This is a genomic window from Reyranella sp., from assembly GCF_036558665.1.
Lineage (GTDB): Bacteria > Pseudomonadota > Alphaproteobacteria > Reyranellales > Reyranellaceae > Reyranella.
Map to the genome: position 1 here is coordinate 18,103 of NZ_DATBFE010000008.1, position 25,507 is coordinate 43,609.

General features: G+C 65.6%; 24 protein-coding genes and 1 pseudogene. 13 read left to right on the plus strand and 12 right to left on the minus strand.

The window, feature by feature from the left end; genetic code table 11:
• Together VH499_RS01205 and VH499_RS01210 are read left to right on the plus strand one after the other, a co-directional pair.
• Positions 1–1,164 carry an acyl-CoA dehydrogenase family protein gene (locus VH499_RS01205; protein ID WP_332050849.1) on the plus strand — a complete coding sequence of 388 codons (1,164 nt, stop codon included), beginning with the start codon at positions 1–3 and terminating at the stop codon, positions 1,162–1,164.
• Between the two features lie 70 nt (positions 1,165–1,234).
• Positions 1,235–1,783 (plus strand): hypothetical protein, encoded by a 549-nt coding sequence (locus VH499_RS01210; protein WP_332050850.1) that lies wholly within the window; start codon positions 1,235–1,237, stop codon positions 1,781–1,783.
• A 13-nt stretch (positions 1,784–1,796) separates the two neighbouring features.
• Here VH499_RS01210 and VH499_RS01215 read toward each other — a convergent pair whose 3' ends face one another.
• Positions 1,797–3,200 (minus strand): serine protease, encoded by a 1,404-nt coding sequence (locus VH499_RS01215; protein ID WP_332050851.1) that lies wholly within the window; start codon positions 3,198–3,200, stop codon positions 1,797–1,799.
• Positions 3,201–3,282: 82 nt separating this feature from the next.
• Positions 3,283–3,969, minus strand: a complete 687-nt coding sequence (locus tag VH499_RS01220) for a DJ-1/PfpI family protein (RefSeq protein ID WP_332050852.1) — start codon at positions 3,967–3,969, stop codon at positions 3,283–3,285.
• 88 nt (positions 3,970–4,057) lie between these two features.
• Between VH499_RS01220 and VH499_RS01225 the strand changes: the two genes are divergently transcribed.
• On the plus strand, positions 4,058–5,011 hold the full coding sequence (locus VH499_RS01225; RefSeq protein ID WP_332050853.1) for a GlxA family transcriptional regulator: 954 nt from the start codon (positions 4,058–4,060) through the stop codon (positions 5,009–5,011).
• Here the strand turns inward: VH499_RS01225 and VH499_RS01230 are convergent, their stop codons facing one another.
• The 4 genes from VH499_RS01230 to VH499_RS01245 all read right to left on the minus strand — a co-directional run bounded on the left by VH499_RS01230 (position 5,012) and on the right by VH499_RS01245 (position 8,928).
• On the minus strand, positions 5,012–5,158 hold the full coding sequence (locus tag VH499_RS01230) for a hypothetical protein (protein ID WP_332050854.1): 147 nt from the start codon (positions 5,156–5,158) through the stop codon (positions 5,012–5,014). It lies immediately after the preceding gene.
• 222 nt (positions 5,159–5,380) lie between these two features.
• Entirely contained in the window at positions 5,381–6,802 is a 1,422-nt protein-coding gene (locus VH499_RS01235; protein ID WP_332050855.1) for an MFS transporter, read from the minus strand.
• A 3-nt stretch (positions 6,803–6,805) separates the two neighbouring features.
• Positions 6,806–7,681: a TauD/TfdA family dioxygenase gene (locus VH499_RS01240; RefSeq protein WP_332050856.1), complete on the minus strand. Its 876-nt coding sequence runs from the start codon at positions 7,679–7,681 to the stop codon at positions 6,806–6,808.
• Between the two features lie 20 nt (positions 7,682–7,701).
• Complete coding sequence (locus tag VH499_RS01245) at positions 7,702–8,928, minus strand: serine hydrolase domain-containing protein (RefSeq protein WP_332050857.1); 1,227 nt, start codon at positions 8,926–8,928, stop codon at positions 7,702–7,704.
• A 75-nt stretch (positions 8,929–9,003) separates the two neighbouring features.
• Here VH499_RS01245 and VH499_RS01250 point away from each other — a divergent pair, with 75 nt between their 5' ends.
• Positions 9,004–9,903, plus strand: coding sequence for an SDR family NAD(P)-dependent oxidoreductase (locus VH499_RS01250; RefSeq protein ID WP_332050858.1), 900 nt, complete (start codon positions 9,004–9,006; stop codon positions 9,901–9,903).
• Positions 9,904–9,959: 56 nt separating this feature from the next.
• On the opposite strand, the gene VH499_RS01255 is transcribed toward VH499_RS01250, so the two are convergent.
• Positions 9,960–11,381 carry an amidase gene (locus VH499_RS01255; RefSeq protein ID WP_332050859.1) on the minus strand — a complete coding sequence of 474 codons (1,422 nt, stop codon included), beginning with the start codon at positions 11,379–11,381 and terminating at the stop codon, positions 9,960–9,962.
• 316 nt (positions 11,382–11,697) lie between these two features.
• On the opposite strand from VH499_RS01255, the gene VH499_RS01260 reads away from it, so the two are divergent.
• From VH499_RS01260 to VH499_RS01280, 5 genes and pseudogenes are all read left to right on the plus strand, one after another.
• Positions 11,698–11,994, plus strand: coding sequence for a hypothetical protein (locus VH499_RS01260; protein WP_332050860.1), 297 nt, complete (start codon positions 11,698–11,700; stop codon positions 11,992–11,994).
• Between the two features lie 47 nt (positions 11,995–12,041).
• A pseudogene (locus VH499_RS26105) lies at positions 12,042–12,467 on the plus strand (MBL fold metallo-hydrolase); the annotation flags it as partial.
• Between the two features lie 94 nt (positions 12,468–12,561).
• Positions 12,562–12,930, plus strand: a complete 369-nt coding sequence (locus VH499_RS01270) for an MBL fold metallo-hydrolase (RefSeq protein ID WP_332050862.1) — start codon at positions 12,562–12,564, stop codon at positions 12,928–12,930.
• A gap of 26 nt (positions 12,931–12,956) precedes the next feature.
• On the plus strand, positions 12,957–13,283 hold the full coding sequence (locus VH499_RS01275; protein WP_332050863.1) for an NIPSNAP family protein: 327 nt from the start codon (positions 12,957–12,959) through the stop codon (positions 13,281–13,283).
• A gap of 9 nt (positions 13,284–13,292) precedes the next feature.
• Positions 13,293–14,096, plus strand: a complete 804-nt coding sequence (locus VH499_RS01280; RefSeq protein ID WP_332050864.1) for an alpha/beta hydrolase — start codon at positions 13,293–13,295, stop codon at positions 14,094–14,096.
• Between the two features lie 31 nt (positions 14,097–14,127).
• On the opposite strand, the gene VH499_RS01285 is transcribed toward VH499_RS01280, so the two are convergent.
• From VH499_RS01285 to VH499_RS01295, 3 genes are all read right to left on the minus strand, one after another.
• Entirely contained in the window at positions 14,128–15,420 is a 1,293-nt protein-coding gene (locus VH499_RS01285) for an MFS transporter (RefSeq protein ID WP_332050865.1), read from the minus strand.
• 159 nt (positions 15,421–15,579) lie between these two features.
• Positions 15,580–16,806, minus strand: a complete 1,227-nt coding sequence (locus tag VH499_RS01290) for an ABC transporter substrate-binding protein (protein ID WP_414709728.1) — start codon at positions 16,804–16,806, stop codon at positions 15,580–15,582.
• 98 nt (positions 16,807–16,904) lie between these two features.
• Positions 16,905–18,665 (minus strand): hypothetical protein, encoded by a 1,761-nt coding sequence (locus tag VH499_RS01295; RefSeq protein WP_332050866.1) that lies wholly within the window; start codon positions 18,663–18,665, stop codon positions 16,905–16,907.
• A gap of 132 nt (positions 18,666–18,797) precedes the next feature.
• On the opposite strand from VH499_RS01295, the gene VH499_RS01300 reads away from it, so the two are divergent.
• The 4 genes from VH499_RS01300 to VH499_RS01315 are packed head-to-tail and all read left to right on the plus strand — an operon-like array spanning position 18,798 to position 22,080.
• On the plus strand, positions 18,798–19,556 hold the full coding sequence (locus VH499_RS01300; RefSeq protein WP_332050867.1) for an ABC transporter ATP-binding protein: 759 nt from the start codon (positions 18,798–18,800) through the stop codon (positions 19,554–19,556).
• Positions 19,549–20,253 (plus strand): ABC transporter ATP-binding protein, encoded by a 705-nt coding sequence (locus VH499_RS01305; protein ID WP_332050868.1) that lies wholly within the window; start codon positions 19,549–19,551, stop codon positions 20,251–20,253. Before VH499_RS01300 ends, VH499_RS01305 begins: the two co-directional genes overlap by 8 nt.
• Before the next feature lie 7 nt (positions 20,254–20,260).
• Positions 20,261–21,142, plus strand: a complete 882-nt coding sequence (locus VH499_RS01310) for a branched-chain amino acid ABC transporter permease (protein WP_332050869.1) — start codon at positions 20,261–20,263, stop codon at positions 21,140–21,142.
• Positions 21,139–22,080 (plus strand): branched-chain amino acid ABC transporter permease, encoded by a 942-nt coding sequence (locus VH499_RS01315; protein WP_332050870.1) that lies wholly within the window; start codon positions 21,139–21,141, stop codon positions 22,078–22,080. Before VH499_RS01310 ends, VH499_RS01315 begins: the two co-directional genes overlap by 4 nt.
• A 12-nt stretch (positions 22,081–22,092) precedes the next feature.
• Here the strand turns inward: VH499_RS01315 and VH499_RS01320 are convergent, their stop codons facing one another.
• Positions 22,093–22,332, minus strand: coding sequence for a hypothetical protein (locus VH499_RS01320; protein ID WP_332050871.1), 240 nt, complete (start codon positions 22,330–22,332; stop codon positions 22,093–22,095).
• Between the two features lie 12 nt (positions 22,333–22,344).
• Positions 22,345–25,503 (minus strand): multidrug efflux RND transporter permease subunit, encoded by a 3,159-nt coding sequence (locus VH499_RS01325; protein ID WP_332050872.1) that lies wholly within the window; start codon positions 25,501–25,503, stop codon positions 22,345–22,347.
• Between the last annotated feature and the right edge of the window lie 4 nt (positions 25,504–25,507).

Sequence of the window (25,507 nt, forward strand, 5' to 3'; positions counted from 1 at the left end):
ATGTACAAGGTGAGCGATGAGCACCGGATGCTGCGCGACCTGGTGAAGAAGTTCGTGACCAACGAACTCGTCCCGCTCGAGAAGAACATCCTCGATCGCTTCGCCGCAGGCCAGCCTGCCGCCCTCTCCGACGAGGAGAACGGCAGGCTGTTCAAGCAATGCAAGGAGCTTGGCCTGTGGGCGCTCGACGTGCCGGAGGAGGCGGGCGGCGCCAACCTTCCCAACGTGGCGCTGGTCGGGGTCAACGAGGAGCTGGGCTATACCTGCGTGCCTTTCACCTTTCCACCCGACTCGCCCAACCTCCATATGTTGCTGGCGACAGCCAATCCCGAACAACGCCGGAAATATCTCGAACCCTATGCGGCGGGTGAAACTGTGTCGGCCATCGCCATCTCCGAGCCCGGCGCCGGCGGCGATCCGGCCGGCATGAAGACAAAGGCGGTGAAGGAAGGTGATCACTGGGTGATCAACGGTCGCAAGATCTGGATCAGCCGGATCGCAAAGGCCGACTTCACGATCGTCATGGCTGTCACCGATCCCAACCTCGGATCGCGCGGCGGCATCACCGCGTTCCTGGTCGACAAGGGCACGCCCGGCCTGGTCGTGGCGCGCGCCATCCCGATGCTCGCAGGCCAGCGCACCTACGAGGTCGTGTTCGAGGATTGCCGCGTCCACGAGAGCCAGGTGCTGGGCCGCATCGGTGCCGGCTTCGCCCCCATGCAGCTCAGGCTCACCGTGCGCCGCCTGCAGATGGGCGCCTGGTGCATCGGCATGACGCAGCGCGCGCTCGACATGCTGTGCAGCCATGCCAACCAGCGCGTGACCTTCGGCCAGAAGCTCGCCGACCGTCAGGCGATCCAGTGGTGGGTGGCCGACGCTGCCACCAAGCTGCACGCCTGCCGGCTCATGGTGATGGATGCCGCGGTCAAACAGGACGAGGGACGCGACGTGCGCATGGAAGCCTCGATGATCAAGGTCTTCGCGACCGAGATGGCGACCGAGGTAATCGATCATGCGCAGCAGGCATTCGGCGCGATGGGGGTGACGCAGGAACTGCCGCTCGCGTTGATGGCCCAGAAGGTGCGCACCATGCGCGTCTACGAGGGTCCGTCGGAAGTGCATCGCATGGTCATTGCACGGCGGCTGCTGGGTGCGGCGCACTGAGCCGGCTCCTCGGGTTGACGAAGCGCCGCGCGCTGCGGATGCTCCCTGTCGACATCGACGGAGTCTGCAAATGACCTACACGCTCGACCAGTTCGTCAAGGACGCCCAAGCAGCGCTCGGAGCCAACGACGGGCCGGCGGGCCGCGAGAAGGTACGCGTCCTTGTGGAGAGGCTGCTGACCAACAGGCAGTTCGTCGAGGCGGCGGTGGGACCCGATGCGCCCATGGGCACGCGCAAGCTCTACGAGGACAAGGAGCTGGGCTTTGTCGTGCTGGCGCATTGCAATGCCAAACCGCACAAGAGCCCGCCGCACGACCATGGCAGCTCGTGGGCGGTCTATGGGCAGGCGATCAAGCATACCGATATGACCGAATTCCGCCGTGTCGATCGAGGGACCGGCGCGGGCGAGGCGAAGCTCGAGAAGGTCAAGAGCTACCGCCTCGAGCCCGGCCATGCCGGCGTCTATGACGTGGGCGCCATCCACGCCATCGACTATCCCGAAGGCAGCCGCTTCGTGCGCGTGACCGGCCGCGACCTCGACTACGTCCGGCGCCTGAAGTTCGACATGGCGGCGGGCAAGGCGGTCACCATCGAAAGCGCGACCGCCGGCTCCGCCTGAAGCCGTCCACGCGCTACTTTGCGAAGTCCTCGGCCGCGACCGCGAAGTTCAGGTTCTGGCCGACCTTCAGGTAGAACGTCGTGATGCCGAGAAGGTGGCCCTCGGCATCGAACAGGCCGCCGCCGGACGAGCCCTGCGAGATCGCGGCTGTCGTCTGGACCAGGCGCCGGCCTTCCAGCGTGCGCTTGGAGGAGACGATGCCTTCGGCGACCGTAAGCTCCAATCCCTGGGGCGTCCCGATCGTGACGGCACGCTCGCCGACCTTGATGTCATCGTAGGGCCGTATCGTTACCCACTTGGATAGCGCCGCCTCGGCGCGTAGGACACAGCGATCGGCGCTCTCGTTGATCGACACGACATCGGCCGACAGTTGACTCTTGTCATGTGCGATGGTGACACGCGTCTTGTCCTTCACGACGTGACAGTTGGTCAGCAGTTCGCGATCGCTGATCGCCACCGCCGATCCCAGGCGCTCTCCGGCATCCACCTTGTAGACGGCGGCCGATGCCTTGTCGAAGACCTGCTCGACGCTGAGATTTTCGTCGCCGCGGGTCTCGCGCTTGATCTCGCCGGTCTTGCCGGCGTCGTCGGCCTTGCCCTGCGGCTTGGTTTTTGCCGCCGCAGAACCGGACGTGGAGGCGACGTAGAAATCGCTAGCCGTTGGCGTCGGCGGCTCGATCCTGGGATGCGCCAGCGCGGTCGGATTGAAGCGGCGATCGAGGCGCAGGCTGTCGGCCATGGCGGAGAACAGGAGCTCGTGCCGGGCGACCAGCCCACCGGGAATGTCGATCTCTGCCGCGATGCCCCCGGAGGTTCGGCAGAGCACGTACAGATAGTCGATCTGTCCGCCGCCCGCCTTGGCCGCCATGGCAAATCCTCCGCCATAGTAGGCGCGGTAGAAGGGGTGGGCGAAGCGCAGCAGCCTGGCATATCCCTGGACCATCTTGGTGCAGCTGAGATCGCCGTAGTGCGCCCAGACCACGTATCCGACCTTGCCCTCGAAGTCGTAGCGAAGGGCCCCGTCGGCCGGCCGCGCCGCCACGAACTTCACGAGCTTCGTCGGCACGCCGACCGAGAACCCGACCGACTTGTCCTCAAGCATGGTCCAGCCGAGCTCGTCGCGCTGCTTGGCCCCCTCTGCCAGGAGTTCCGAGACCTGCTCCTCGGACAATTTATCGGTGACGATGTAGCCCTTGGACTTCTGCCAGCTCTGGAAGGCCTCTTGGAATATGACGCCTGGCTCGCCGCCGCTCATCACGCTGTAGTGGCCCGTCCAGATCAGGGCGCGACGGAGGTCCTCGCCGGTGATCTTGGACGCGGGAAGCTCCTGCGCCGAGGCGCCGACGCCGAACAGCAGCGCAAGGGTGCAAGCCAGCGCGGAAAAAGCTGATCGGACGGATGCAGGGATCGCAGGCAAAGACAGAATTCCTCCCGCTGTATCATCGCGGGAGAGACGCCGTCGGCCAACGATCCTTCTGTATCAAACGCTTCCAGGGATTCTACGGAAGGCTGGCAGCCGCGGCATCGTTCGCCCGGCGCCTGACCTCGAGCAGGCCCGAGAGTTGCTCGCGCATCCGGGCCACGCGCCCGGCGCCGGCCTTCTCCGGCGAGCCGCAGTCGAAGGGCGGCTGCGGGTCGTATTCGAACGCGAGCTGGATCGACTTGGCGGTCTCCTCGCCCGCCAGCTCGGCCGCGACGGCGAGACCGAAATCGATGCCGGCCGTCACGCCGCCGCCGGAGATACGATTGCGGTCGCGGACGACGCGCTCTGCGACCGGGATGGCGCCGAAGGCCGGCAGCATGTCGCGCCACGCCCAGTGGCAGGCCGACTTGTAGCCCTTCAGCAGGCCGGCTGCCCCGAGCACCAGCGATCCGGTGCAGACCGACGTGACGTAGCGCGCGCCCGCAGCCTGCTTGCGCAGGAAATCGAGCGTCTCCTGATCGGTCATCAGCTCGATCTGCCCGGTGCCGCCGGGCACGCAGACGAGGTCGAGTTGCGGGCAGTCTGCGAAGGTTGCGTTGGGCACGATCGAAAAGCCGGCATCGGTCGGCACGGGATCGCGCGACTTCCAGATCATATGGATCTTGGCGCCGGGCACGCGCGCCAGCATCTGCGCCGGACCGGTGGCGTCGAGCTGCGTCACCTTGGGGTAGATCAAAATGCCGATATGGAGCGGCGCGGTCATGTTGGCCTCCGGCGATGGTTTCGTTTCAGTCCGAGTCTAGGCGCTTCCGCCCTTGGCAGGAATGACAAATATCATCTATTATCTGCCAATGCCCCGTCCGCACCGCCTCTTCATCCTGGCCTATGAAGGCTGCCAGCTCCTCGATGTCACCGGGCCCGCCGCCGTGTTCGGCGCGGCCAACGAGGTGGCGGGCCGCCAGGTCTACGATCTGCGGATTGTCTCTCCGGACGGCGGCACGGTCGCGACCAACAGCGGCGTCGAGATCCAAAGTCGCCGTTTCGGCGGTCAGCCCGACACGCTTCTGGTCGCGGGTGGCTCGCGCGGCTTGCCGGCGGTGACGGCGCGTGCCGACCTCAGGCGCTGGCTGCAGCGCGCTACGCCGCGCGCCAGGCGGTACGGCTCGGTCTGTACCGGCGCCTTCGTCCTGGCGGCCGCCGGGCTGCTCGACGGCAGGCGCGTGGCGACGCATTGGGCGAGCTGCCACAAGCTCGCGCAACGCTATCCGGCGCTGTCGGTCGACGCCGACGCACTCTATGTCGCGGACGGCAAGGTCTGGACCTCGGCCGGTGTCACTACCGGCATCGATATGGCGCTGGCGATTGTCGAGGCAGATCTTGGCGCCGCCACCGCGAACCTCATCGCGCGCCACTTCGTGCTTTACGTGCGCCGGCCCGGCTACCAGTCGCAGTTCAGTCCGCTCCTGCAGGCGCAGACCAGGGCCGAGGCGCCGTTCGCCGAGCTCGTCGAATGGATGCAGTCCCGTCTCGACGGGCCGCTCGACGTGCCGACCCTCGCCCGCCGTGCCGGGCTCACGGAGCGGAGCTTCTACCGCAAGTTCACCGAGGCCACCGGCAAGACGCCGGCGCAGTTCGTCGAACGCCTGCGGCTCGAGGCGGCGCGCACGTTGCTCGCCAAGGACCTGCCGCTCAAGGTAATCGCAAGCCGCGTCGGCCTCGGCTCTTCGGCGCGGTTGGGCGCGGCCTTCGAGCGCGGATTTGGAATGGCGCCCTCACTGTTCCGCGAAATGCACCGCGCGGCCTGACTACATCCCGCCGCCACCCATGGTTTCGGCCCAGGTCGTATGGCGACGCTCCAGCTCTTCGATGGCGGCCTGCTTCTTCGGGTCGGTGCTGCAGGCGCAAAGTTCGACGAGCAGGGCGACGAGCGCGAGGAACGTCAAAAGAGGCATGGCAACCTCCGGATGCGTTCAGGATAGGTTGGCGGTGGTGACCGCAGGGAATCACGAAACAGATAGGCGAGCGTGAACCCGCCCGCTCAGGCGGCTGTCTCGACGGCTGCGTAGTGATTGCGCTGCATTCGCTCGAGTGCCCTGTCGCTGTCGGAGGTGGTGACGCATCCACCTATGGCCGCCGCGAGGAGGAGGAGGGCGAAAATCGCGCGAGTCATGGCTTCACCGCTGCAGCCGCATGCGCATGCTGCCGATGACCAGCGCGGTGCCGGCGAAGCCGGCGCCCAGCCAGAGAGCGGCGTGGGCGGCGGCGTTGGCCTCCTCGCCCCCGCCGGAGAAATCGAACAGGCCGAAGGTCAGCGCCACCAGTGCGGCGCCCATGGTCTGGCCGAGCGTGCGCGAGGTGGCGATAATGCCGCCGGCGCTGCCGCTGCGATCGCGCGGCACGGCGTTCATCATCAGGCGGTTGTTGGGCGAGGCGAAGATGCCGAAGCCGGCCCCGCACAGCATCAGCCGCCACATGATGTCGGCGGTCGAGGGTTGCTCCGGCAGAAGGGCGGTGAGGACGAGACCCGTCGTCATGCTCGACAGGCCGATCGCTCCCAGGACGCCGGCATGATAGCGGTCGGCGAGTCGCCCGGCGAACGGCGCGATGACGGCGAGAGCCAGAGGCCAGGCGGTGAGCAGGATGCCGGTGTCGGTGGCACTGCGTCCGAGTACCGTGTGGAAGAAAAACGGCAGGCTGACATAGGCCAGCCCCTGCGCCACGAAGGTGCAGCTCGAGGTAGTGATCGAGAGCGAGAAGATCGGCCGCTTGAAAATGTCGATCGGCATCATGGGGTGGGCGAGCCGCGTTTGCCGCCAGATGAACAGCGCGCCGAGCGACGCCGCGCCTCCCATCTCGGCCAGGATGACCTCCCAGGAATGTCCGTGTGCGATGCCGTCGATGCCGAAGATCAGCAGGCCGAAAGTCGTGCCCGACAGGATCGCCGAGAGGATGTCGAACGGCCGGCGCACGTGGGTGGTGCGCGGCAGATAGCGCTCACCCAGGACGAACGAGACGAGGCCAAGCGGAATGTAGACCGCGAACAGGATCGGCCAGGACGAAACGGTGAGGAGCGCTGCGCCAAGGCTGGGGCCGGCGGCAAGCGTGGTGGCGACGACGGTGGTGTTGAAGCCGAGCCCGCGCCCCAGCATGTTGCGCGGATAGATGGCGCGTACCAGCGCCGGCTGGATCGCCATCAGGCCGGCGCCACCGAGCCCCTGAAGGGTGCGGGCGGCCAGCAGCCAGGCGAGCGACGGGGCGAGTGCACAGCCTACGGAGGCGACGCAGAACAGCAGCAGCCCGGCGCGGTAGACATGGCGATAGCCGACGATGTCGCCCAGTGCTGCGAGGGGCAGCAGGCAGATCATCTGGGCGATCTGGCTCGCGTTCACGATCCAGATCGACGTTTCGGCCGAGATCTCCAGATCCTGGGCGATGTAGGGCAGCGCCAGATTGGTCATCGAGTTGCTGAGCACCGCCATCGACAGCCCGATGGTGATGGTGGCCACCGCCAGAACGCGTGGGAGGCCAGGCGGAAGACCGTCGGGAACGGCTGCGGTCGGCTTGACGGGCGGGGCGACGGACGTCGAGTAGGGCATCGCCTATTGCATCACCGTCGCTGCGTCGCCGCCGATGGTCGTACGTTGCATCAGACGCTTGTGCTTCACCGCATCGTAGTGGGTGGCACGGTGCAGGACGGCGCGATTGTCCCAGACGATCACGTCGCCTTCACGCCAGGCATGTGACAAGCGAAACCCGGGTTGGTCGGCGCGCTCGGTCAGCTCGAAGAGCAGCGCCTCGCCGGTCGCGCGCGGCCAGCCGACGATGAAGCCGGCATGGGCGCCGATATAGAGCGCGCGCCGACCGTTGACGGGATTGTCCCGGAACAGCCGCTGCTTCACGGGCGGCAGCTCGGCCAGGGCCTTCGCGCTGAGAATCCCCTTCTGCACGCGGTTGCGCGAATATTCCAGCGCATGCTCTGCGATCAAGGGCTCGATCGTCGCCTGCAGCGCCGGCGGCAGCGCCTGCCATGCCGCGCGCATGCTGAGGAATTCCGTGTTGCCGCCTTCGGGAGGGCAGATGCGTGCGGTCAGGATGGAGCAGAGCGAGGGGATGCGCTTGAACGAGGAGTCCGAGTGCCAGAAGTAGTTGGCCTTCTGGTAGATCATGCGCATGTCGTCGGGCGGGATCGGCTCGCCGGTCAGGATGTCGAGGTTCGACTGGCGCGCGAATTTTGTTCCGGCGGCGGGATTGGCGCTGCCGGTCGTATCGAGCGGCCCGAAATTCTCGCTGAACCGGATCTGCTTTTCGTCATCCATCGGCTGATCGCGGAACAGGAGCACCGAATGCTCCTCGAAGGCCGCGCGGATCGGCCCGAACTCGCGAGCGCTCAGCGGGCGAGTGATGTCGATGCCCGAGACCTCCGCTCCAAAGAGCGGATGCAGCTTCCTGACGGTGATGGGCCCGGTGTTGCGCATACGCCTCGCCGCGCGCCGCTTCAGTCCACGATCGCCTGATAGGTGAGTACCCGCAGCTCGCGGCGGATTGGATAGGTCGAGGAGGGCATGAGCTGGGTCAGCAGCACCACGGCCATGTCCTCGGCGGGATCGCACCAGAAGGCGGTCGAGGCCGCGCCGCCCCACGCATATTCGCCGGGCGTCCCGACGATGTGCGCCTTGGCGGGATCGATCATGATCGAGAAGCCGAGGCCGAAGCCGATGCCGTAATAGGTGGACTCGGAGAAGCGGGGCGTGCCCATGTCGGCCATGTCGCCTTTGAGATGGTTCATGGTCATCAGCTCGACCGTCTTGCGGCCGAGCAGGCGCACGCCGTCGAGCTGGCCCTTGTTCAGCATGAACCTGCAGAAGCGGAGATAGTCGGCGGCGGTCGAGACCAGCCCGCCGCCGCCCGAATTCACCTTGCGCGGCTTGAGGTAGCGGCTCTTTGCCGGATCGTCGATCAATGCGAGCTTGCCGTCCGGGCTGGGCTGATAGTTGGCAGCGAAGCGATCGTGCTTGGCATTCGGCACGTGGAAATCGGTGTCGACCATGCCGAGCGGCCGTGTGACCTTCTCGATGAGATACTTCTCGAATGGCTCGCCCGAGATCACCTCGACGAGGCGGCCGAGCACGTCGGTCGAGACGCTGTAGTTCCACGCCGTGCCGGGTTGGGCGATCAACGGGAACGTCGCGAGCTTGTCCACGACCTCGGCGAGCCTCGTCTCGGCGGTCTGGAAATCGACTCCGTCCTTGGCGCGATAGAGCGCATCGACGGGATTGCTCTCCATGAAGCCGTAGGTGAGGCCCGACGTGTGCGTGAGCAGGTCCCGGAAGGTGATCTCGCGCTCGGCCGGCACCGACTCGATCTTGCCACGGCTGCCGCCGGCGAAGACCCGCATGTTCCTGAAGGCCGGCAGGAACCTCGAGATCGGGTCGTCGAGCTGGAAGCGCCCCTCTTCGTAGAGCATCATGATCGCCGTCGAGGTGAGCGGCTTGGTCATGGAGTAGATGCGAAAGATGGTGTCCGGCCGCACCGGCTTGTTGCGCTCCACGTCGGCCTTGCCGTAGGCCTCGGCGAAGGCGAGTTCGCCCCGGCGCATCACGCAGGTCACGAGGCCCGGGAGCCGCCCGCTATCGACCCAGGTCTTCATCCAGTGGCCGACACGCGCGAGCCGCGCTGCGGAAAGGCCGACCTGTTCGGGAGTGGCGAGCGGCAGCGTGTCCATGGCGATCCTCCTCTTCCAGCCGCTAGACTAGCGCAGGACCGAGCTTTCCAGACACGCAAAAGACGGGAGGGTGCAATGGCGAGATTGTGTGAAGGCCGTGTGGCGATCGTGACGGGCGGGGCCCGGGGGGTCGGCCGCGAGCATTGCCTGATGCTGGCCGAGCACGGCGCCAAGGTGGTCGTCAACGATCTGGGTGGCGACCGCGCCGGCAAGGGTCACGATGTCGGGCCTGCTCAACAGGTCGTGAACGAGATCAAGGCCAAGGGCGGGGAGGCGGTCGCCAACGGCGACGACGTGTCGGACTGGAACGGCGCCAAGCGCATGGTGGACCAGGCGATCCAGGCTTTCGGCAAGCTCGACGCGCTGGTGCTGAACGCCGGCATCCTGCGCGACCGCATGCTGGTCAACATGAGCGAGGACGAGTGGGACGCCGTGATCAAGGTGCATCTCAAGGGCACCTTCGCGCCGGCGCGCCATGCCGCCGCCTATTGGCGCGATCTCGCCAAGCAAAAGGGTGGGCCGGTCGACGCGCGCATCGTCACCACCACCTCCGTGTCGGGCATTTACGGCAATATCGGCCAGACCAACTACGGCGCTGCCAAGGCCGGCATCGCCTCTTTCACCGTCATCGCCGCGCGTGAGCTCGGCCGCTACGGCATCACCGTCAACTCGATCTCGCCCTCGGCCTTCACGCGCATGACCGAGGATCTGCGGCAATACAGCGACGACGACAAGAAGCGGCGCGATCCCAGGTGGATCGCGCCGGTCGCGACCTGGCTGGTGAGCGAGCAGAGCCGCGATATCACCGGCCGCGTCTTCCAGGCCGGCAACGGCCAGTTCGCCGTCGCCGAGGGCTGGCACAAGGGGCCGATGGCGGAGCAGGTGATCGATCCCTACCAGGCCGGCAAGGTCCTTTCCGAGCTGGCCAAGAAGGCGCGCAGGAACGCCGGCATGGACGGAATGGATCTCGATTGATCATCGCGGGCGCATTCGCCCGTGCGGCCGCTTGAGGCCCTCCAGGCCGTGTACGGCTAAAGGCCGGCCAAGGTTTTCACAACTATGGTCTGCGGCCAGGTCCAGTCGCCTCGGCTCTCGTAGGCGCGCATCGCGCGCAGGACGAGATGGTCGGCGCGGACCGGACCGACGATCTGGATTCCGACCGGCAGGCCGGCCGAGGTGAGACCGGCCGGCATCGAGGCTGCCGGCTGTCCGGTAAGATTGAAGGGCAAGGTGTAGGGGGCGCCCTTGGTCCAACGCGGGAAAGTCTCCGAATTGTAGAGTGTGTCGACCGTCGGCGCGGCGGTGGGCGTCACCGGCGCCAGCAGCAAGTCGTAGTTCTGGTGCCACAGGGCCATGTCGCGCGCGAGCCGGGATCGTGCTTCATACGACCGCGCATAGTCGGCCAATGTGATCGCAAGCCCCTTCTCGGCGGCGGCGCGGAAGCCGGGATCGAGCTTGCCATGAAGCTGGCTCGGGATCTGACGCAGGCGCGTGGCGAAGCTGCCGATCCAGAGCGGCTCGAAGGCGCGTTGCAACGGCTCGATCAGCGGGCCCACTTCCTCGACATGGGCGCCGAGCTGTTCGAAGCGCCCGGCCGCTGCAGCCACGAGCGTACGTACCTCGGGGTCGGCCTCGACATGCCCGAAGTCGAGGCTCAGCCCGATCTTCCAGCCGCGCACGCCGTCCTCGAGACCGATCGTGTGATCGCGCGGATCGGGCGGCAGGGAGCGCCAGTCGCGCGGATCAGGCCCGGCTGCGGCATTCAGGGCGAGGGCCGTGTCGAGGACGCTGCGCGCCAAAACGCCTTGGCTCACCACATCGGCGAACGGCGCATCGGCCGGATACTGGGCGATGCGTCCGAATGACGGCTTCAGTCCGACGAGGCCGGTATGCGCCGCCGGGATACGGATCGAGCCGCCGCCATCGGTGCCGTGATTGAACGGCGCCACGCCGGCAGCGGTCATCGCCGCGGCGCCCCCTGACGAGCCGCCCGGTGAGTGCGCAAGGTTCCACGGGCTGCGAGTGGTCCCCTGCAATGGTGAGTCGGTGAGCGCCTTCCAGCCGAACTCGGGTGTTGTCGTCTTGCCCAGGATGGGCATGCCGGCTGCGCGCAGGCAGGCGACCACCGGTGCGTCCTCGCCGGCCGGCGTCTCGTCGGTGGCTTGGGAGCCGAGCCGTGTCGGCCAGCCTTTGACGGCGGTCGTATCCTTGATCGAGGTCGGCACGCCATCCAGCGGCGACAGGGGCTCGCCTTTCATCCAGCGCGCTTCGGAGGCGCGGGCCGCATCGAGTGCGCCGCCATGGTCGATCAGCACCAGGAAATTGAGGCGCGGCTGGAATGCTTCAGCGCGCTTCAACATGGCATCGGTCGTTTCGACGGGGGAGAGTTCGCGACGGGCGTAAAGTGCAGCGAGTTCGGCCGCCGTAAGCCAATGCAAGGGGCGATCAGACATGCGCTCCTACCTACTCCAGATCGGCCACAGGGTGCCAAATAAACGTGCAGCTTCAAATGTTACAACTGGACAAGTGAACTCGCCGTCGCCTTCGCCTATGGAAGCCGCGGCCCTCGATATTGCCTTCGCCGCCGGGCTTTTCGGTCTTGCTCGCCGGACACCGGACGTGATCGAAGCGCGGCGGGCGAGGTCGAAATCGGCTCGTCAGACATGCGAGTTCGCTTGTCCCGGCATGCTGCAAGGTCGTGTAGGTTGGCCGCAGATTCGACCGTGCCTCGTCGGAAGGCGAGAATTCAGTGAAGGAGCGTTGCGTATCGTGGAAACCGTCGGGGCCGTTCTTGCGAGCCTCATCGCTGTGGCGATGGGATTCTTTGCCGGTCGGCGTTGGGTGTCCAATGCTTACCTGGGCGCCTTGTTCGGCGTGCCGCTCGGCATCGTGTCCGCGACCCTCTATTTCACCCTGGCGCTGTTGATCGCGCGCGCCTGGCCGCGGCTTCTCGATGCGCATCTGGTCGGGCTTTGTGTTCTCGCCGTGCTGGTCGTCGGGACCGCATGTGCCGCCGCGGGCGCGGTGTTCGGCTATCGAAAATCGCTCGGTGTCCGCCTGTTCTAGGCGACGTCATCCCCTTAAGCTCGCCGCCGGAGCCAGAAGGGGAAACAATGGTCGAACTGGAGCTGGGTGGCGCCATCGTCACCCGTATCGAGGAGAGCTACGAGCTCAACTTCGAGGCCCAGCAATTCTTTCCGGCCTGGAACACCGATGTCGTGCGCCAGCATCGCGACTGGCTCTTGCCCAATCACTATGACGAAGCCTCTGGCTTCCTGAAGCTCAGCGTCCATAGCTGGCTGATCAAGATCGGCGGCAAGCGTATCCTGATCGACACCTGTGTCGGCAATCACAAGCCGCGCGCCTATCGGCCGAAGTGGCACATGATGGAGACCAGGTATCTCGAGCGTCTGGCGACGGCGCGCGTCAAGCCTGACGAGATCGACATGGTGATGTGCACACACCTGCATGTCGATCATGTCGGCTGGAACACGAGGTTGGACAACGGCCGCTGGGTGCCGACGTTCAGGAACGCGAAGTACGTCTTCAGCCGCGAGGACTACGACTTCTATCGGCAGATCGACAACGACCCCGCAGAAGGGGCCGGCCAACGGGGGCTCGTTTCGCGACTCGGTGCTGCCGGTAGTCGAGGCCGGCCTCGCGCAGATGGTGACGGGGGCCGCTGCCCTCGACGAAACTCTGAAAGTAGAACCCGCGCCCGGCCACACGCCCGGCACCATTGCCATCAAGTTCGAATCGAAAGGCGAGAAAGCGCTGTTCTGCGGCGACATCCTGCATCATGCGCTGCAGATCTATCATCCCGAGTGGAACAGCTTCGCCTGCCTCGACCAGGACAACGCCCGCAAGAGCCGCAAGACGGCGCTGGAGCATTGCGCCGGGTCCGGTGCAAGGTTGATGCCTTGCCACTTCGGCGCGCCCTTCACCTGCCACATCGAATCCAAGGCCGGCGGATTCGCGCCGCGCTTCGGCGGCGGTTACTGACCGGCCATTTCCAGAGGGAGCAAAACATGATCTATGAAATGCGTGTCTATCGTTGTCTGCCCGGACGGCTGCCGGCGCTGCTCAACCGCTTCGCCAACATCACGCTGAAGCTGTGGGAGAAGCACGGCATCAAGCAGGCGGGCTTCTTCACCACGCTGGTGGGCGAGTCGAACCAGGAGCTGACCTACTTCCTGCAGTGGGAGTCGCTGGCCGATCGTGAGAAGAAGTGGAACGCCTTCGCCGCCGACCCGGAATGGCATGCGAGGCGCGCCGAGACGGAGAAGGACGGTCAGATCGTCGCCAATGTCTCCAATCAGTTCCTCGCGCCCACGGCTTTCTCTTCGGTGAAATAGCCGGTTGTGATGCCCGTCGCCCGGACGGCCGACGGCGCGGTGCACTACGACGCCGTCGATATCACCGCCCCATGGCGGACCAAGGGACTGCCGATCGTGTTCCATCACGGCATCGGCAGCAGCGCGATGCTGTGGCGGGGCTGGTTCCCGGCGCTGATCGATCGCTATCCGCTCGTCGCCTTCGACATGCGCGGCTGCGGCCGCTCGTCGCGTCCGCCGGCGGACTTCGAATGGTCATTGCAACGCATGATCGACGATCTGTTCGCCGTGGCCGACGCCGCCGGCCTCGACCGCTTCAATCTTGTCGGCGAGTCGCTGGGCGGCACGGTCGCGTTGGCCGCGGCGATCGCGCGACCCGAACGCATCGCCACGCTGACGGTGAGCAACGGTGCGCACCTCGGATCGTCGATCCGGCGCGTCGAGGTGTGGTGCGGTCAGCTCGATCACGGCGGTTCTGCCGGCTGGTCGCATGCCTTCATGCCCGATCGCTTCCACTCCGGTGTCCTCGAGGCAAAGGAGGAAACATGGTTCGAGGCGCAACAGGCCGACTGGCCACGCGACTCGATCCTGAAGGCGCTCGGTGTCCTGGTCGGCACCGATCTCACGTCGCGGCTCGACGAGGTTTGCTGCCCGGTTCTCCTGCTGCATCCCGACGGCAGCCCGTTCATCCCTGTGCCGATCATGGCCGAGCTGCATCGCTTGCTGCCTGACGCGCGGCTCAACATCGTGGGGCGGGCGCGACATGGCCTGCCCTTCTCGCACGCGTCCCAATGCGCTGGACTCCTGCGCGCCTTTCTCGACGGCCAGACTTAGGCGCGAATTGGAGCGGACTGTTCTTCGGCCGTCAGGCGCTGGCCGTCCGCATCGCCGGGGCAGTTGTCATACGCATGGCAAGGCGCTTGCGGTCTGCTTCCGGCCGGATCAACAGGAAGCCGATCAGGCCGCCCGCGATCATCAGACAGCCCATGATCAGATAGCCGAACTCGTATCCCGCAGCCGGCGTGGCGGCGTCCTGAATGACCTTGCCCATGACGAAGGGGGCGATGATACCGGCCAAGGTGTAGAACGCGCCCGATGTGGCGAGCATCGCCGCTCGCTGAGGGTGCGGCGTCAGCTCGCTGACAATCATCGGCAGGACGACATAGACTGTGCTGCCGATCGCCGAGCCGAAAATGAGAAGGGCGAGATTGAATGCCGGCGACGGCAGGCTGCCAACGAACGGCATGAGACAGCCGCCCAGGATCAGGGTGGTGGCAGGGAAGATGCCGCGGGCGATGCGGCTCGAAGCGCCCTTCGAGCTCAGCCGCTGGGAGATATAGCCGCCGATCATCACGACGAAGAAGCCGAAGATCCACGGCAGGATGGTGAAGGTGCCAGCCTCCTGCTGCGAGTAACCCAAAGCCTCGCGCAGGTAGGAGGTGAACCAGGTGAGGCCGAGCGACAGGCCCCAGTAGGCGGAAAAGCAAGTGCAGGCCGCCGCGACGATGCTGGGGCAGGTCAGCAGGTAGCGGTATGGGATGTGGGCGTCGTGGGAGCCGCCGCCAGCCGGGTGGTCGACCAGCGTGCCTTCGCTACCGAAGATCAGCCACGCCACCGCCCACAGCAGTCCGGCGATGCCGAGGGCGCCAAAGGCCCAATGCCAGGAATAGTGCAGGATGATCCAGTTGAGCGCCGGAACGGTGACAATGACGCCGAGCGCGGAGCCTTGGGCGAGAATCGCCGTCGGCAGTCCGCGCAGCTTGTCGGGGAACCATTTGTAGGTTGCGTGCACGGCCACGGCCGCGGCCGGCCCTTCCCCTATGCCGAGGACGATCCGGCACGCCATCAGCACTTCCAGGTTCACCGTCGTCAGCATGGGAAACTGCACCAGGGACCAGATGATGGCCATCGCCAGCAGGACCCGGCGCGCCCGTATCCGATTGGCGATAAAGCCGACCACCACGGCCGACACCGCGAAGAGGAAGAAGAAGGACGAGGCGAGGAGACCGTATTGCTCGGGGCTCAGGTTCAGTTCTTCGGAGATCGGCCCCTTGGCGAGGCCGACCACGACCTTGTCGCCGAAGTTGATCAGCATGAAGAGGAACAGCAGCCCGGTAATCTTCCAGGCGCCCCTCAGTGGGCGATCTTGAACAGTCACCTGACGTCACTCCCTAGGCCCTGGTTCGCAGACTGCGTCCGGCGATAAGACAGGGCGCCTCGACCGGACGCAAGGGCGGAGGCAGAGAAACGCGCGCGCCTTCGATGCAAATAGAAAGGGCGCCGGTTTGGGCGCCCTTTCGGAAAAAGATGCAGGAGGCTAATCCTTGATCAGCGGGCATTTGCCTTCCTTGAGCGGGCGATAGGCCTTGTCGCCCGGTACCGTGGCGATCAGCTTGTAGATGTCGTCCTTGCTCTTGGATTCCGCCGGCGACTTCACCTGGAACAGGTACATGTCGCGGATGAGGCGGCCATCCTCGCGCAGCTTGCCGTTCTTGGTCATCATGTCGTTGACCGGCATCTCGCGCATCTTCGCCATCACGGCCTTGGCATCGTCCGTGCCCGCGGCCTGGACTGCCTTGAGGTAGTGCAGGGTCGAGCTGTAGACACCGGCCGTCAGCATGCTCGGCAGCTTGTCCTTCTTGGCGCGATAGCGCTTGGTCCAGGCGCGGGTCTCGTCGTTCAGATCCCAGTAGAATGCTTCGGTCAGCACCAGGCCCTGAGCCACCGGAAGGGTCAGCGACTGCACGTCGGTGGCGAACACCAGCAGGCCGGCAAGCTTCTGGCCGCCCTTGACGATGCCGAACTCGCCGGCCTGCTTGATGGCGTTGATCGTGTCCTGCCCGGCATTGGCAAGGCCGATCACCTTGGCCTTCGAGGCCTGGGCCTGCAGCAGATACGACGAGAAGTCCTGCGTGCTGAGCGGATGTCGCACGCTGCCCAGCACCTTGCCGCCGGCGGCTTTCACGACCGCAGTAACGTCGCGTTCGAGCGAGTGGCCGAAGGCATAGTCGGCAGTGATGAAGAACCAGCTGTCGCCGCCGGCCTTCACCATCGCATCGCCGGTCACGTGGGCCAGCGCATAGGTATCGTAGACCCAATGAGCGCCCGTCGCCGAACAGGCGGGGCCGGTGAGATCGGCCGAGGCCGCGCCCGTGTTGATGTCGATCAAGCCCTTTTCCTGGCTGATCTTGCGCACGGCCAGCGCGACCGACGAGGTGCCGAGGCCGGTGATCATCTTCACGCCGTCGACGTCGTACCATCTGCGCGCAATAGCCGCGCCGACATCGGGCTTGGTCTGATGGTCGGCCGACAGGATCTCGATCGGGCGGCCAAGCACCTTGCCGCCGACATCCTCGATGGCGAGCTGCATGGCCTCGACCTCACCCTGCGTCAGGTCGCCGTAGACGCCGGAGAAGCCATCCATGACACCGATCTTGAGGGGCGCCGGCGTCTGGGCCCGGGCGATGACGGCGAGCCCCATGACGGTGAGGCCCACACCGGCCGCGAGGGTGGCCGCGAGCCGGGCAACATTCGAAACTCTCATACGATACTACCTCCCACATGCGGCAGCGCCGCACACGGCCGGACCTTAGCGTTTCTTCTGCTGCCGTGCCAAGGGCGTAACCAACACCGCTGGCGCTTTCAGGGAGCTTGCTCCGTGGCTTCGGTGGCCAACAACGCTGCCGATGCGGGCTGGCCGCCGTCTCCGCCTGCTGAAGCGGCGGGGCCGCGGTTCAGCAGGATCCAGCTCTTGCTCTCGGAGCGGATGGGAAAGCGCCGCTCGAGATGGGGCCCATACGCGGCCAGCGCTCGGTTGGTCCACAAGCTGTACGTCGAAAATTTCGGGATCAGCACGTGATCGGCATCGGCGAAGACCTTTTCGGCAGGCTGCAGGGGCGCGCCTGTCCACGCCCAGAGATTGCCGCCGCGCGGCGGCGTCAAGCCGAGCATGAAGGGAAATGGATTGACCTGGTCGAGAACCACGACACGGCCGACGCCGCCCGGGATTTTTTTAAGCAACGCCGCGGCGTCGAGCAGCGTCTCGACATACTCGCCGGGCGACAACTCGAAGCGCGGCGAGACGGCTCGCACTCGGTTCAGCAGGTGGTAGTCGGCCGGGCCGCTCGAAAATGCCGCAAGGAGGCCGGGCTCCGCGGGGCGAACGGCAAGCCCGCGCAAGTTGGTGCTGTCGATTATCTGCGCGTTCTGGCGCATGGCGTCGCGATGATAGCTGCTGAGGCTTTTCAGCGACGTGCCGATGGAGAGCAGCGGGAAGACCAGAAGAGCCAACAGAAGACCCAGGCTTCCGCCATGGAGGTGCCGCAGGCGACGTTCGCGCAGCACGGCATAGAACAGAAAGACAATGACGACTGCTGCCGGCAGGCGGTGCGTTTGCGCATTCTGCGACAGCAGGGCGGAACTGGCGGCCAGGATGAAGCCGGTCGCCACGGGCAGCCGCAACGGCGCGTCCCTTCGCCGCCACATCCAGAGGGCGACGGCAAGGGCCGCGAGATAGGGCGCATACTCGCTGACGTATGTGAGGAAACTGTTGATGTAGTCGCTCAGTTCGTTGCGCAGCTGCCCCGAGCCCGCCGCGGCAAGGAGGTCAGCCCAGTAAGGTCTGTTGAAGGGCGCCACCGCCAACGCGAAGGCGCCGATCGCGACCGCGGTCCAGCCGGCGTGCGCCCGTCGGACATGCGGGCAAACGAACGCCGCCACGAAGAGCGCCGCGATACCCATCACGAAGTAGGTCATCTTGAGGTAGAACATCGCCACCAGCACGGCGGCCGCGACCGCGATATCCACGGCATCGATCCGGCGTCCCGAATGTGCGGGCAGGAACAGGATCAGGAACAGGATGCTTATGCAGCTCCAGCCATATCGATTGTAGGACATGGCGAAGGAGTAAGCGGTGGGTCGGTCACCGACGTTGGCAGGCATCAGGGCGAGCAGACAGACGAAAACGACGAAGATCGCAGCCGGCACAGCGGGCAGCCGCCGCCATGCCACGCCGGTCGCCGCCACGAAAAGTGCCACCGCCATCAGCACGGAGCCAACGAGGAAGGCGGGCGGGCCGAAGCCCACCAGATCGAAGCCGATCGCCGTCAGCAGGAAGTTCAATTGGCCGACGGGCTCGTGGAAGTCGACATGGGGGACATGGCCGAAATGCAGGTGCCAGGCGCCCGCAAGATTGAACAGGAAGTCCCAGGTCATCTCCAGCGACAGGACGACCGGCGGCGACAGCAGCGCCCAGATCGAGATCAGGACCGGTAGCGCTGCCAGCCCCAACACCTTGCGCAGCGATGCCGGCGCCACCAGCCACGCGGACGAAAAGTCGCCCGCCGGTGGATTGGTGTCATGACCCAAAGGCAACGCCTCGGGCTTTCCGGCAGCCACCGCCATTTTGCACCCTACCCCTCAGCGTGTGGGTAGCACGCGCCCGGTCGGAAGCGCGGTGACAAACCTGGGGCATAGCGCCCGCTGGACATCGCGACAAAGCTTCGATTAAGTCGCGGCACCGCAAAGGGAGAGCGGATGGCCAAAGAAGAAGCAATTCTCGAGGCAACGGGATTAACCAAGGAATTCAGGGGTTTTGTGGCGGTCAAGGACGTGAATTTGCACGTTCGCCGCCATACGATTCATGCGCTGATCGGTCCCAACGGCGCCGGCAAGACGACCTGCTTCAATCTCCTCACCCATTTCCTGACGCCGACGTCAGGCCGCATCCGTTTCAACGGACGCGAAATCACGGGCAACTCGCCTGCGGCCATCGCGCGCATGGGATTGGTTCGCTCTTTCCAGATCTCGGCTGTCTTCCCGCATCTCAGCGTGCGGGAGAACGTGCGCGTCGCCTTGCAGCGGAAGCTTCGCAATTCCTTCTTCTTCTGGCGATCCGAGCGCGCTCTCGACAGGCTGGATGCGCGGGCGCTCGAGCTGGTCGAGGCGGTCGGCCTCGGCGCCTTCTCGGAACTGCCCGCGGTCGAGCTGCCCTACGGCCGCAAGCGCGCGCTGGAGATCGCTACCACGCTCGCGCTCGATCCGGAGATGATGCTGCTCGACGAGCCGATGGCTGGCCTCGGCCATGAAGACATCAAGCGCATCGCCAGCCTCATCCGCACCGTCGCGCGCGACCGCACCGTGCTGATGGTCGAGCACAACATGTCGGTCGTCGCCGATCTTTCCAACACCATCACCGTGCTGGCGCGGGGCGAGGTGCTGGCAGAAGGACCTTACGAAACCGTGTCGAAGAACCCGCAGGTCGTCGAGGCCTATGTCGGAACCGGCCATGCATGACGTCCTCCTCGCGGTCGAGGGACTCGAAGCCTGGTACGGCGAGTCGCACATCCTGCACGGCGTTGGCTTCGAGATTGGTCGCGGCGAGCTCGTCACGCTGCTCGGCCGCAACGGCGCGGGCAAGACGACGACGTTGCGTTCGATCATGGGCATCGTCGGCAGGCGCAAGGGCTCGGTACGCTTCGATGGCAAGGAAACGGTGGGCCAGCCATCCAATGCGATCGCCCGTCTCGGCATCGCCTATTGCCCCGAGGAGCGCGGCATCTTCTCGAGCCTGAACGTGGAGGAAAATCTCATGCTGCCGCCGGCAGTGAAGCCGGGCGGCATGGGCATCGACGACATCTACGGCCTCTTCCCCAATCTCAAGGAGCGCCGCCGCAGCCAGGGAACGAAGCTCTCCGGCGGCGAGCAGCAGATGCTGGCGATCGGCCGCATCCTGCGCACCGGCGCCGACCTGCTGCTGCTGGACGAGCCGACCGAAGGCCTGGCGCCGGTAATCGTGCAGCGCATCGGCGAGATCATCCGCCAGCTCAAGCAGCGCGGCTTCACCATCCTCCTCGTGGAGCAGAACTTCCACTTTGCCGCCACCGTGGCCGACCGCCACTACGTCATGGAAGACGGCCGCGTGGTCGACATGATCGCGGCCGCGGACGTGGCGCAAAGCATCGACAAGCTGCAGACCTATCTGGGAGTTTGAACGAGCGATGCTCGACATCTTCAGTATCCCGCTGCCGGCGCTGTTCGGCCAGCTGCTGCTCGGCCTGATCAACGGCGCCTTCTACGCCATGCTGAGCCTCGGCCTCGCGGTCATCTTCGGTATGCTGAACGTCATCAATTTCACGCATGGCGCGCAGTACATGCTGGGCGCGTTCGCCGCCTGGCTGCTGCTGACCAATCTCGCAATCCCGTTCTGGGCATCGCTCGTGCTGGCACCGCTGATCGTCGGCCTGTTCGGCGTCGTGATCGAGCGTCTGATGCTGAAGCGCATCTACCATCTCGACCACCTTTACGGCTTCCTGCTCACCTTCGGCCTGGCGCTGGTGATCGAGGGGCTGTTCCAGTGGAAATGGGGATCCTCCGGTGCTCCCTATCCGGCGCCAATCCCCGGCGGCTACAACCTCGGCTTCATGTTCATGCCGGCCTATCGCGGCTTCGTCGTGGTGGCGGCACTCGTGATTTGCCTGGCCACCTGGTACGGCATTGAGCGGACGCGGCTTGGCGCCTATCTGCGCGCCGCGACCGAGAACCCGACGCTGGTGCGCGCCTTCGGCATCAACGTCCCGCGGCTCATCACCCTCACCTACGGACTGGGCGTGGCCCTGGCGGCTCTGGCGGGCGTGCTGGCGGCGCCGATCCAGCAGGTTTCAGCGCTGATGGGCACCAATCTCGTGCTGGTGGTGTTCGCCGTGGTCGTGATCGGCGGCATGGGCTCGATCATGGGTTCGATCGTCACCGGCTTCGGTCTCGGCCTGATCGAGGGCTTCACCAAGGTCGTCTATCCGCCGGCCTCCAACACCGTGATCTTCGTCGTCATGGCGATCGTGCTGATGGTGAAGCCGGCCGGGCTGTTCGGGCAGGCCAAATGATCAACCAGCGCTTCGTCCTCGCGGCCGTCCTGATCGTGGCCGCGCTGCTCGCGCCGCTCTTCGTCTATCCGGTCTTCCTGATGACGGCGCTCTGCTTCGCCCTGTTCGCCTGCGCGTTCAATCTGCTGCTCGGCTATGCCGGCCTGATGAGCTTCGGTCACGCGATGTTCTTCGGCATGGGCGGATATTTCTTCGGCTATGTCGTCAAGACAATGGACTTTCCGCCCGAGGTCGGCCTGGTGGCCGGGGTCGGCGGTGCGGCGCTGCTCGGTCTCGTGACGGGCGCGCTGGCGATCCGGCGCCAGGGCATCTATTTCGCCATGATCACGCTCGCCTTCGCGCAGATGGTGTACTTCATTTGCGTGCAGGCCCCGTTCACGGGCGGCGAGGACGGGCTGCAGGGCATTCCGCGGCGGCCGCTGCTGGGCGGCCTGATCCCGATCACGAACGACCTCGCCCTCTACTATGTCGTGCTGGTGATCTTCCTGTTCGGCTTCGCGGCCATCTATCGCGTCATCCATTCGCCTTTCGGGCAGGTCTTGAAGGCGATCCGCGACAACGAGCAGCGCGCGGTCTCGCTCGGCTACGAGGCGGACCGCTACAAGCTCTTGGCCTTCGTGCTGTCGGCGTCGCTGGCGGGACTTGCCGGCGCCACCAAGGCGCTGGTGCTCCAGTTCGCTACCTTGACCGACGTGAGCGCCGGCATGTCGGGCGAGGTCGTCCTCATGGCGCTGGTGGGCGGGCTCGGCACCATCTTCGGACCGGTGATCGGCGCCTTCGCGATCGTCGCGATGCAGAACTACCTTGCCTCGTTCGGCGAGTTCGTCCTCGTGATCCAGGGCGCCATCTTCGTCGTCATCGTGATGGCGTTCCGCAAAGGACTGGTCGGCGAGATCGGCGACTGGTGGAGGGCCCGCCGCAAGGCGAGGGCGAGCTGAAGCCGGGACGCGTCAGCGCAGGTTGCCCGCCGGCCGCGGCGGCTCGACCATATCGTTGCAATTGCTGGCGCGCGCCATCAGGCAATCCTGAAGCCGCGATACGTCGCGCAGCCTCTCGAACAGGAAGATCCCGGCGATGACAAGGGCGGCCAGGACCGCCAGCGCCACCAGGCTCTTCGTGCGGGCGGCCTTCTCGGCCTCGTCCTCGTCCTGCTCCAGGTACTCTTCCCTTTCGTACCGGCTCTCCGTCACGGGCAGTCCCCCTTAGTCGGCGGCGCGCGTTCCGGCATCCGCCGGACTTTCGGAGATGGCGGGAATGGCCGCCGGAATCTCGCCGGTCGGGCGGCGGCGCTTGCCGCTCAGCCAGTGGGCGAAGCGATCGAAGTAGAGGTAGATGACCGGCGTGGTGTAGAGCGTGAGCCACTGCGAGACCAGGAGGCCGCCGACGATGGCGATGCCGAGTGGCCGGCGCAGTTCCGATCCGGCGCCCTGGCCGATGGCGATCGGCAGACCGCCGCCGATCGCGGCGAAGGTCGTCATCATGATCGGCCGGAAGCGGAGCAGGCAGGCTTCGTGGATCGCCTCGAGCGGACTCTTGCCCTGCTCGCGCTCCGCCTCGAGGGCGAAGTCGATCATCATGATGGCGTTCTTCTTCACGATGCCGATCAGCAGGATGATGCCGATCAAGGCGATCACGCTGAGGTCGTAGCGGAAGAGCATCAGCGCCAGCAGGGCGCCGACGCCGGCGGACGGCAGCGCCGACAGGATGGTGATGGGATGAACGTAGCTCTCGTAGAGCATGCCGAGCACGATATAGACGGCCAGGATGGCGGCCGCGATCAGGAGGGGGGTCGAGGCCAGCGAAGACTGGAAGGCCTGCGCCGTTCCCTGGAACGAGCCGTCGAGCGTGATCGGCGTCTTGAGCTCGGTCTGCATGTCCTTGATCTTCTCGACCGCCTGGCCGAGTGCCACGCCCGGCGCGAGGTTGAACGAGAGGGTGACGGCAGGGAACTGGCCCTGGTGGCTGATGGTGAGCGGCGCGATCCGATTGACGAAGCGGGCCACGGTGCTCAGCGGAACCTGCACGCCGCCGTTACCGGGGACGTAGATGCGCGACAGGGCAGTGGGATCGCTCTGGAATTCCGGCTGGACCTCGAGCACGACCTTGTACTGGGTGGACGAGGTATAGATCGTGGCGACCTGACGCTGGCCGAAGGCGTCGTAGAGGGTCTGGTCGATCTGGGCCAGCGACAGCCCGAGCCGGGAGGCGGTGTCGCGGTCGATGTCGATGGCGACGTGGGGCGAGGCGATCTGCTGATCCGACGCCACATCCTGCAGCTCCGGCATCTTGGCCATGTGCTGCTCGATGATCGGCGCCCAGTGGTTCAGTTCCTCGCTGTCGGTGGAAGTGATGGTGTACTGGTATTCCGTCTTCGCCAGCCGGCCGCCGACATTGATGTCCTGCCCGGCTTGCATGAAGAACTTCACTCCCGGCACCTTCGCCACCTTGGGCCGCAGACGCTGGATGATCCTCTGCGCCGACAGGCCGCGGCGCTCGTCAAACGGCTTGAGCTGGATGAACATTCGCGCGGTATTTTCCGCGGAATTGCCGCCGGTCGAGCCGACGAAGCCGACGACGCCCGAAACGCCCGGCTCCTGCTTGATGATGGCAGCGAGCTGGTTCTGGATGTCGGCCATCGCATAGAAGGAGATGTCCTGGCGCGCCTCGGCCTGACCGAAGATGAAGCCCGTATCCTGCTCCGGAAAGAAGCCCTTCGGGATCGTGACGTAGAGATAGCCGGTAACGAAGATCAGCGCGATCGTCGACATCAGCGTCAGGAACTGGTGACGGAAGACCCAGCGCAGTCCGCGGTCATAGTAGCGCACCACGGCCTCGAAGGCGTTCTCGCACGCCTGATTCAGCCGGCTGCGCCGGTGGTGGGCCTCGCGCTTCAGGAACTGGGCGCACATCACGGGCGTGAGGGTCAGCGAGACGAACGCCGACATGCAAACCGCCACTGTCACCACCACGGCGAACTCGCGGAACAGCCGGCCGACGATGCCGCCCATGAACAGGAGCGGGATGAACACGGCGATGAGCGAGAAGGTGATCGACACGATGGTGAAGCCGATCTGGCCCGCGCCCTTCATCGCGGCATCGAACGGACGCTCGCCCTCCTCGATGTAGCGCACGATGTTCTCGATCATCACGATCGCATCGTCGACGACGAAGCCGACCGCGATGGTGAGGGCCATCAGCGACAGATTGTCGATCGAGTAGCCGCAGACATACATCACGCCGAACGTACCCACGAGCGCGAGCGGCACGGTGACGCTCGGGATGATCGTCGCCCACATGTGGCGCAGGAAGAGAAAGATGACCAGGACCACCAGCGCGACGGTCACGAGCAGCGTCAACTGGACATCGAAGACCGAATCGCGGATCGACTGCGAGCGGTCCGACATCAGATCGACATGGACCGTCTGCGGAATCGAGGCCAGCAGGCGAGGCATGATCGCCTTGATCCTGTTGACGATCTCCACCGTGTTCGCGCCCGGCTGGCGGTAGATCAACAGCAGCTCGGCGCGCTTGCCGTTGTACCAGGCGCCCGTGCGCGGCGACCGGGTGCCGTCGATCACGTCGCCGATATCCTGCAGCTTGACCGCGGCGCCGTTACGGTAGGCGACGATGATGTTGCGGTAGGCGGCGGCGTCGAAAAGCTGGTCGTTCGTGTCCAGCATGAGCGAAAGGTGCTCGTTCTCCAGGTTTCCCTTGGCCTGATTGAGCGTGGAATTGGTTATCGCGGTGCGCACGTCCTCGAGCGAGATACCACGCGAGGCGAGGGCTGCCGGATTCGCCTGGACGCGCACGGCGTAGTCCTGCTGGCCGGCGACGTACACCTGCGACACGCCCGAAACGGCGGAGAGCTTCTGCGCCAGGATGACGAAGGCGTAGTTGTCGACCTTGTACATCGGCAGGTCGTCGGAATAGAGCGCGTAGATCAGCACCGCACGGTCCGCCGGGTTGACCTTGCGGTAGGTCGGCGGATTGGGCAGGTCCTTGGGCAGGAGGCCGCTGGCCGCATTGATCGCGGTCTGCACGTCGGTCGCGGCGCCGTCGATCTTGCGGTCGAGCTCGAACTGGAGCGTGATCGAGGTCGTGCCGAGCCCGCTGGTCGAATTCATCGAAGCGAGGCCCGGGATCGCTGCGAACTGCTGCTCGAGCGGCGTGGCGACCGAGGACGCCATGGTCTCCGGACTCGCGCCGGGCAGCGTGGCGCTGACGGTGATGGTCGGGAAATCGACGTTGGGCAGCGCCGATACCGGCAGCAGGTCGTAGGTCGCGGCGCCGAACACCAGCAGTCCGAGCATCATCAACGACGTCGCGATCGGCCGTTTGATGTAGGTTTCGGAGATATTCATTCGA

Coding starts and splice junctions, on each gene's coding strand:
- VH499_RS01205 (WP_332050849.1), top strand. CDS start 1: ATGTACAAGGTGAGCGATGAGCACCGGATGCTGCGCGACCTGGTGAAG.
- VH499_RS01210 (WP_332050850.1), top strand. CDS start 1,235: ATGACCTACACGCTCGACCAGTTCGTCAAGGACGCCCAAGCAGCGCTC.
- VH499_RS01220 (WP_332050852.1), bottom strand. CDS start 3,969: ATGACCGCGCCGCTCCATATCGGCATTTTGATCTACCCCAAGGTGACG.
- VH499_RS01225 (WP_332050853.1), top strand. CDS start 4,058: ATGCCCCGTCCGCACCGCCTCTTCATCCTGGCCTATGAAGGCTGCCAG.
- VH499_RS01230 (WP_332050854.1), bottom strand. CDS start 5,158: ATGCCTCTTTTGACGTTCCTCGCGCTCGTCGCCCTGCTCGTCGAACTT.
- VH499_RS01235 (WP_332050855.1), bottom strand. CDS start 6,802: ATGCCCTACTCGACGTCCGTCGCCCCGCCCGTCAAGCCGACCGCAGCC.
- VH499_RS01240 (WP_332050856.1), bottom strand. CDS start 7,681: ATGCGCAACACCGGGCCCATCACCGTCAGGAAGCTGCATCCGCTCTTT.
- VH499_RS01245 (WP_332050857.1), bottom strand. CDS start 8,928: ATGGACACGCTGCCGCTCGCCACTCCCGAACAGGTCGGCCTTTCCGCA.
- VH499_RS01250 (WP_332050858.1), top strand. CDS start 9,004: ATGGCGAGATTGTGTGAAGGCCGTGTGGCGATCGTGACGGGCGGGGCC.
- VH499_RS01255 (WP_332050859.1), bottom strand. CDS start 11,381: ATGTCTGATCGCCCCTTGCATTGGCTTACGGCGGCCGAACTCGCTGCA.
- VH499_RS01275 (WP_332050863.1), top strand. CDS start 12,957: ATGATCTATGAAATGCGTGTCTATCGTTGTCTGCCCGGACGGCTGCCG.
- VH499_RS01280 (WP_332050864.1), top strand. CDS start 13,293: ATGCCCGTCGCCCGGACGGCCGACGGCGCGGTGCACTACGACGCCGTC.
- VH499_RS01290 (WP_414709728.1), bottom strand. CDS start 16,806: ATGAGAGTTTCGAATGTTGCCCGGCTCGCGGCCACCCTCGCGGCCGGT.
- VH499_RS01295 (WP_332050866.1), bottom strand. CDS start 18,665: ATGGCGGTGGCTGCCGGAAAGCCCGAGGCGTTGCCTTTGGGTCATGAC.
- VH499_RS01300 (WP_332050867.1), top strand. CDS start 18,798: ATGGCCAAAGAAGAAGCAATTCTCGAGGCAACGGGATTAACCAAGGAA.
- VH499_RS01305 (WP_332050868.1), top strand. CDS start 19,549: ATGCATGACGTCCTCCTCGCGGTCGAGGGACTCGAAGCCTGGTACGGC.
- VH499_RS01310 (WP_332050869.1), top strand. CDS start 20,261: ATGCTCGACATCTTCAGTATCCCGCTGCCGGCGCTGTTCGGCCAGCTG.
- VH499_RS01315 (WP_332050870.1), top strand. CDS start 21,139: ATGATCAACCAGCGCTTCGTCCTCGCGGCCGTCCTGATCGTGGCCGCG.
- VH499_RS01325 (WP_332050872.1), bottom strand. CDS start 25,503: ATGAATATCTCCGAAACCTACATCAAACGGCCGATCGCGACGTCGTTG.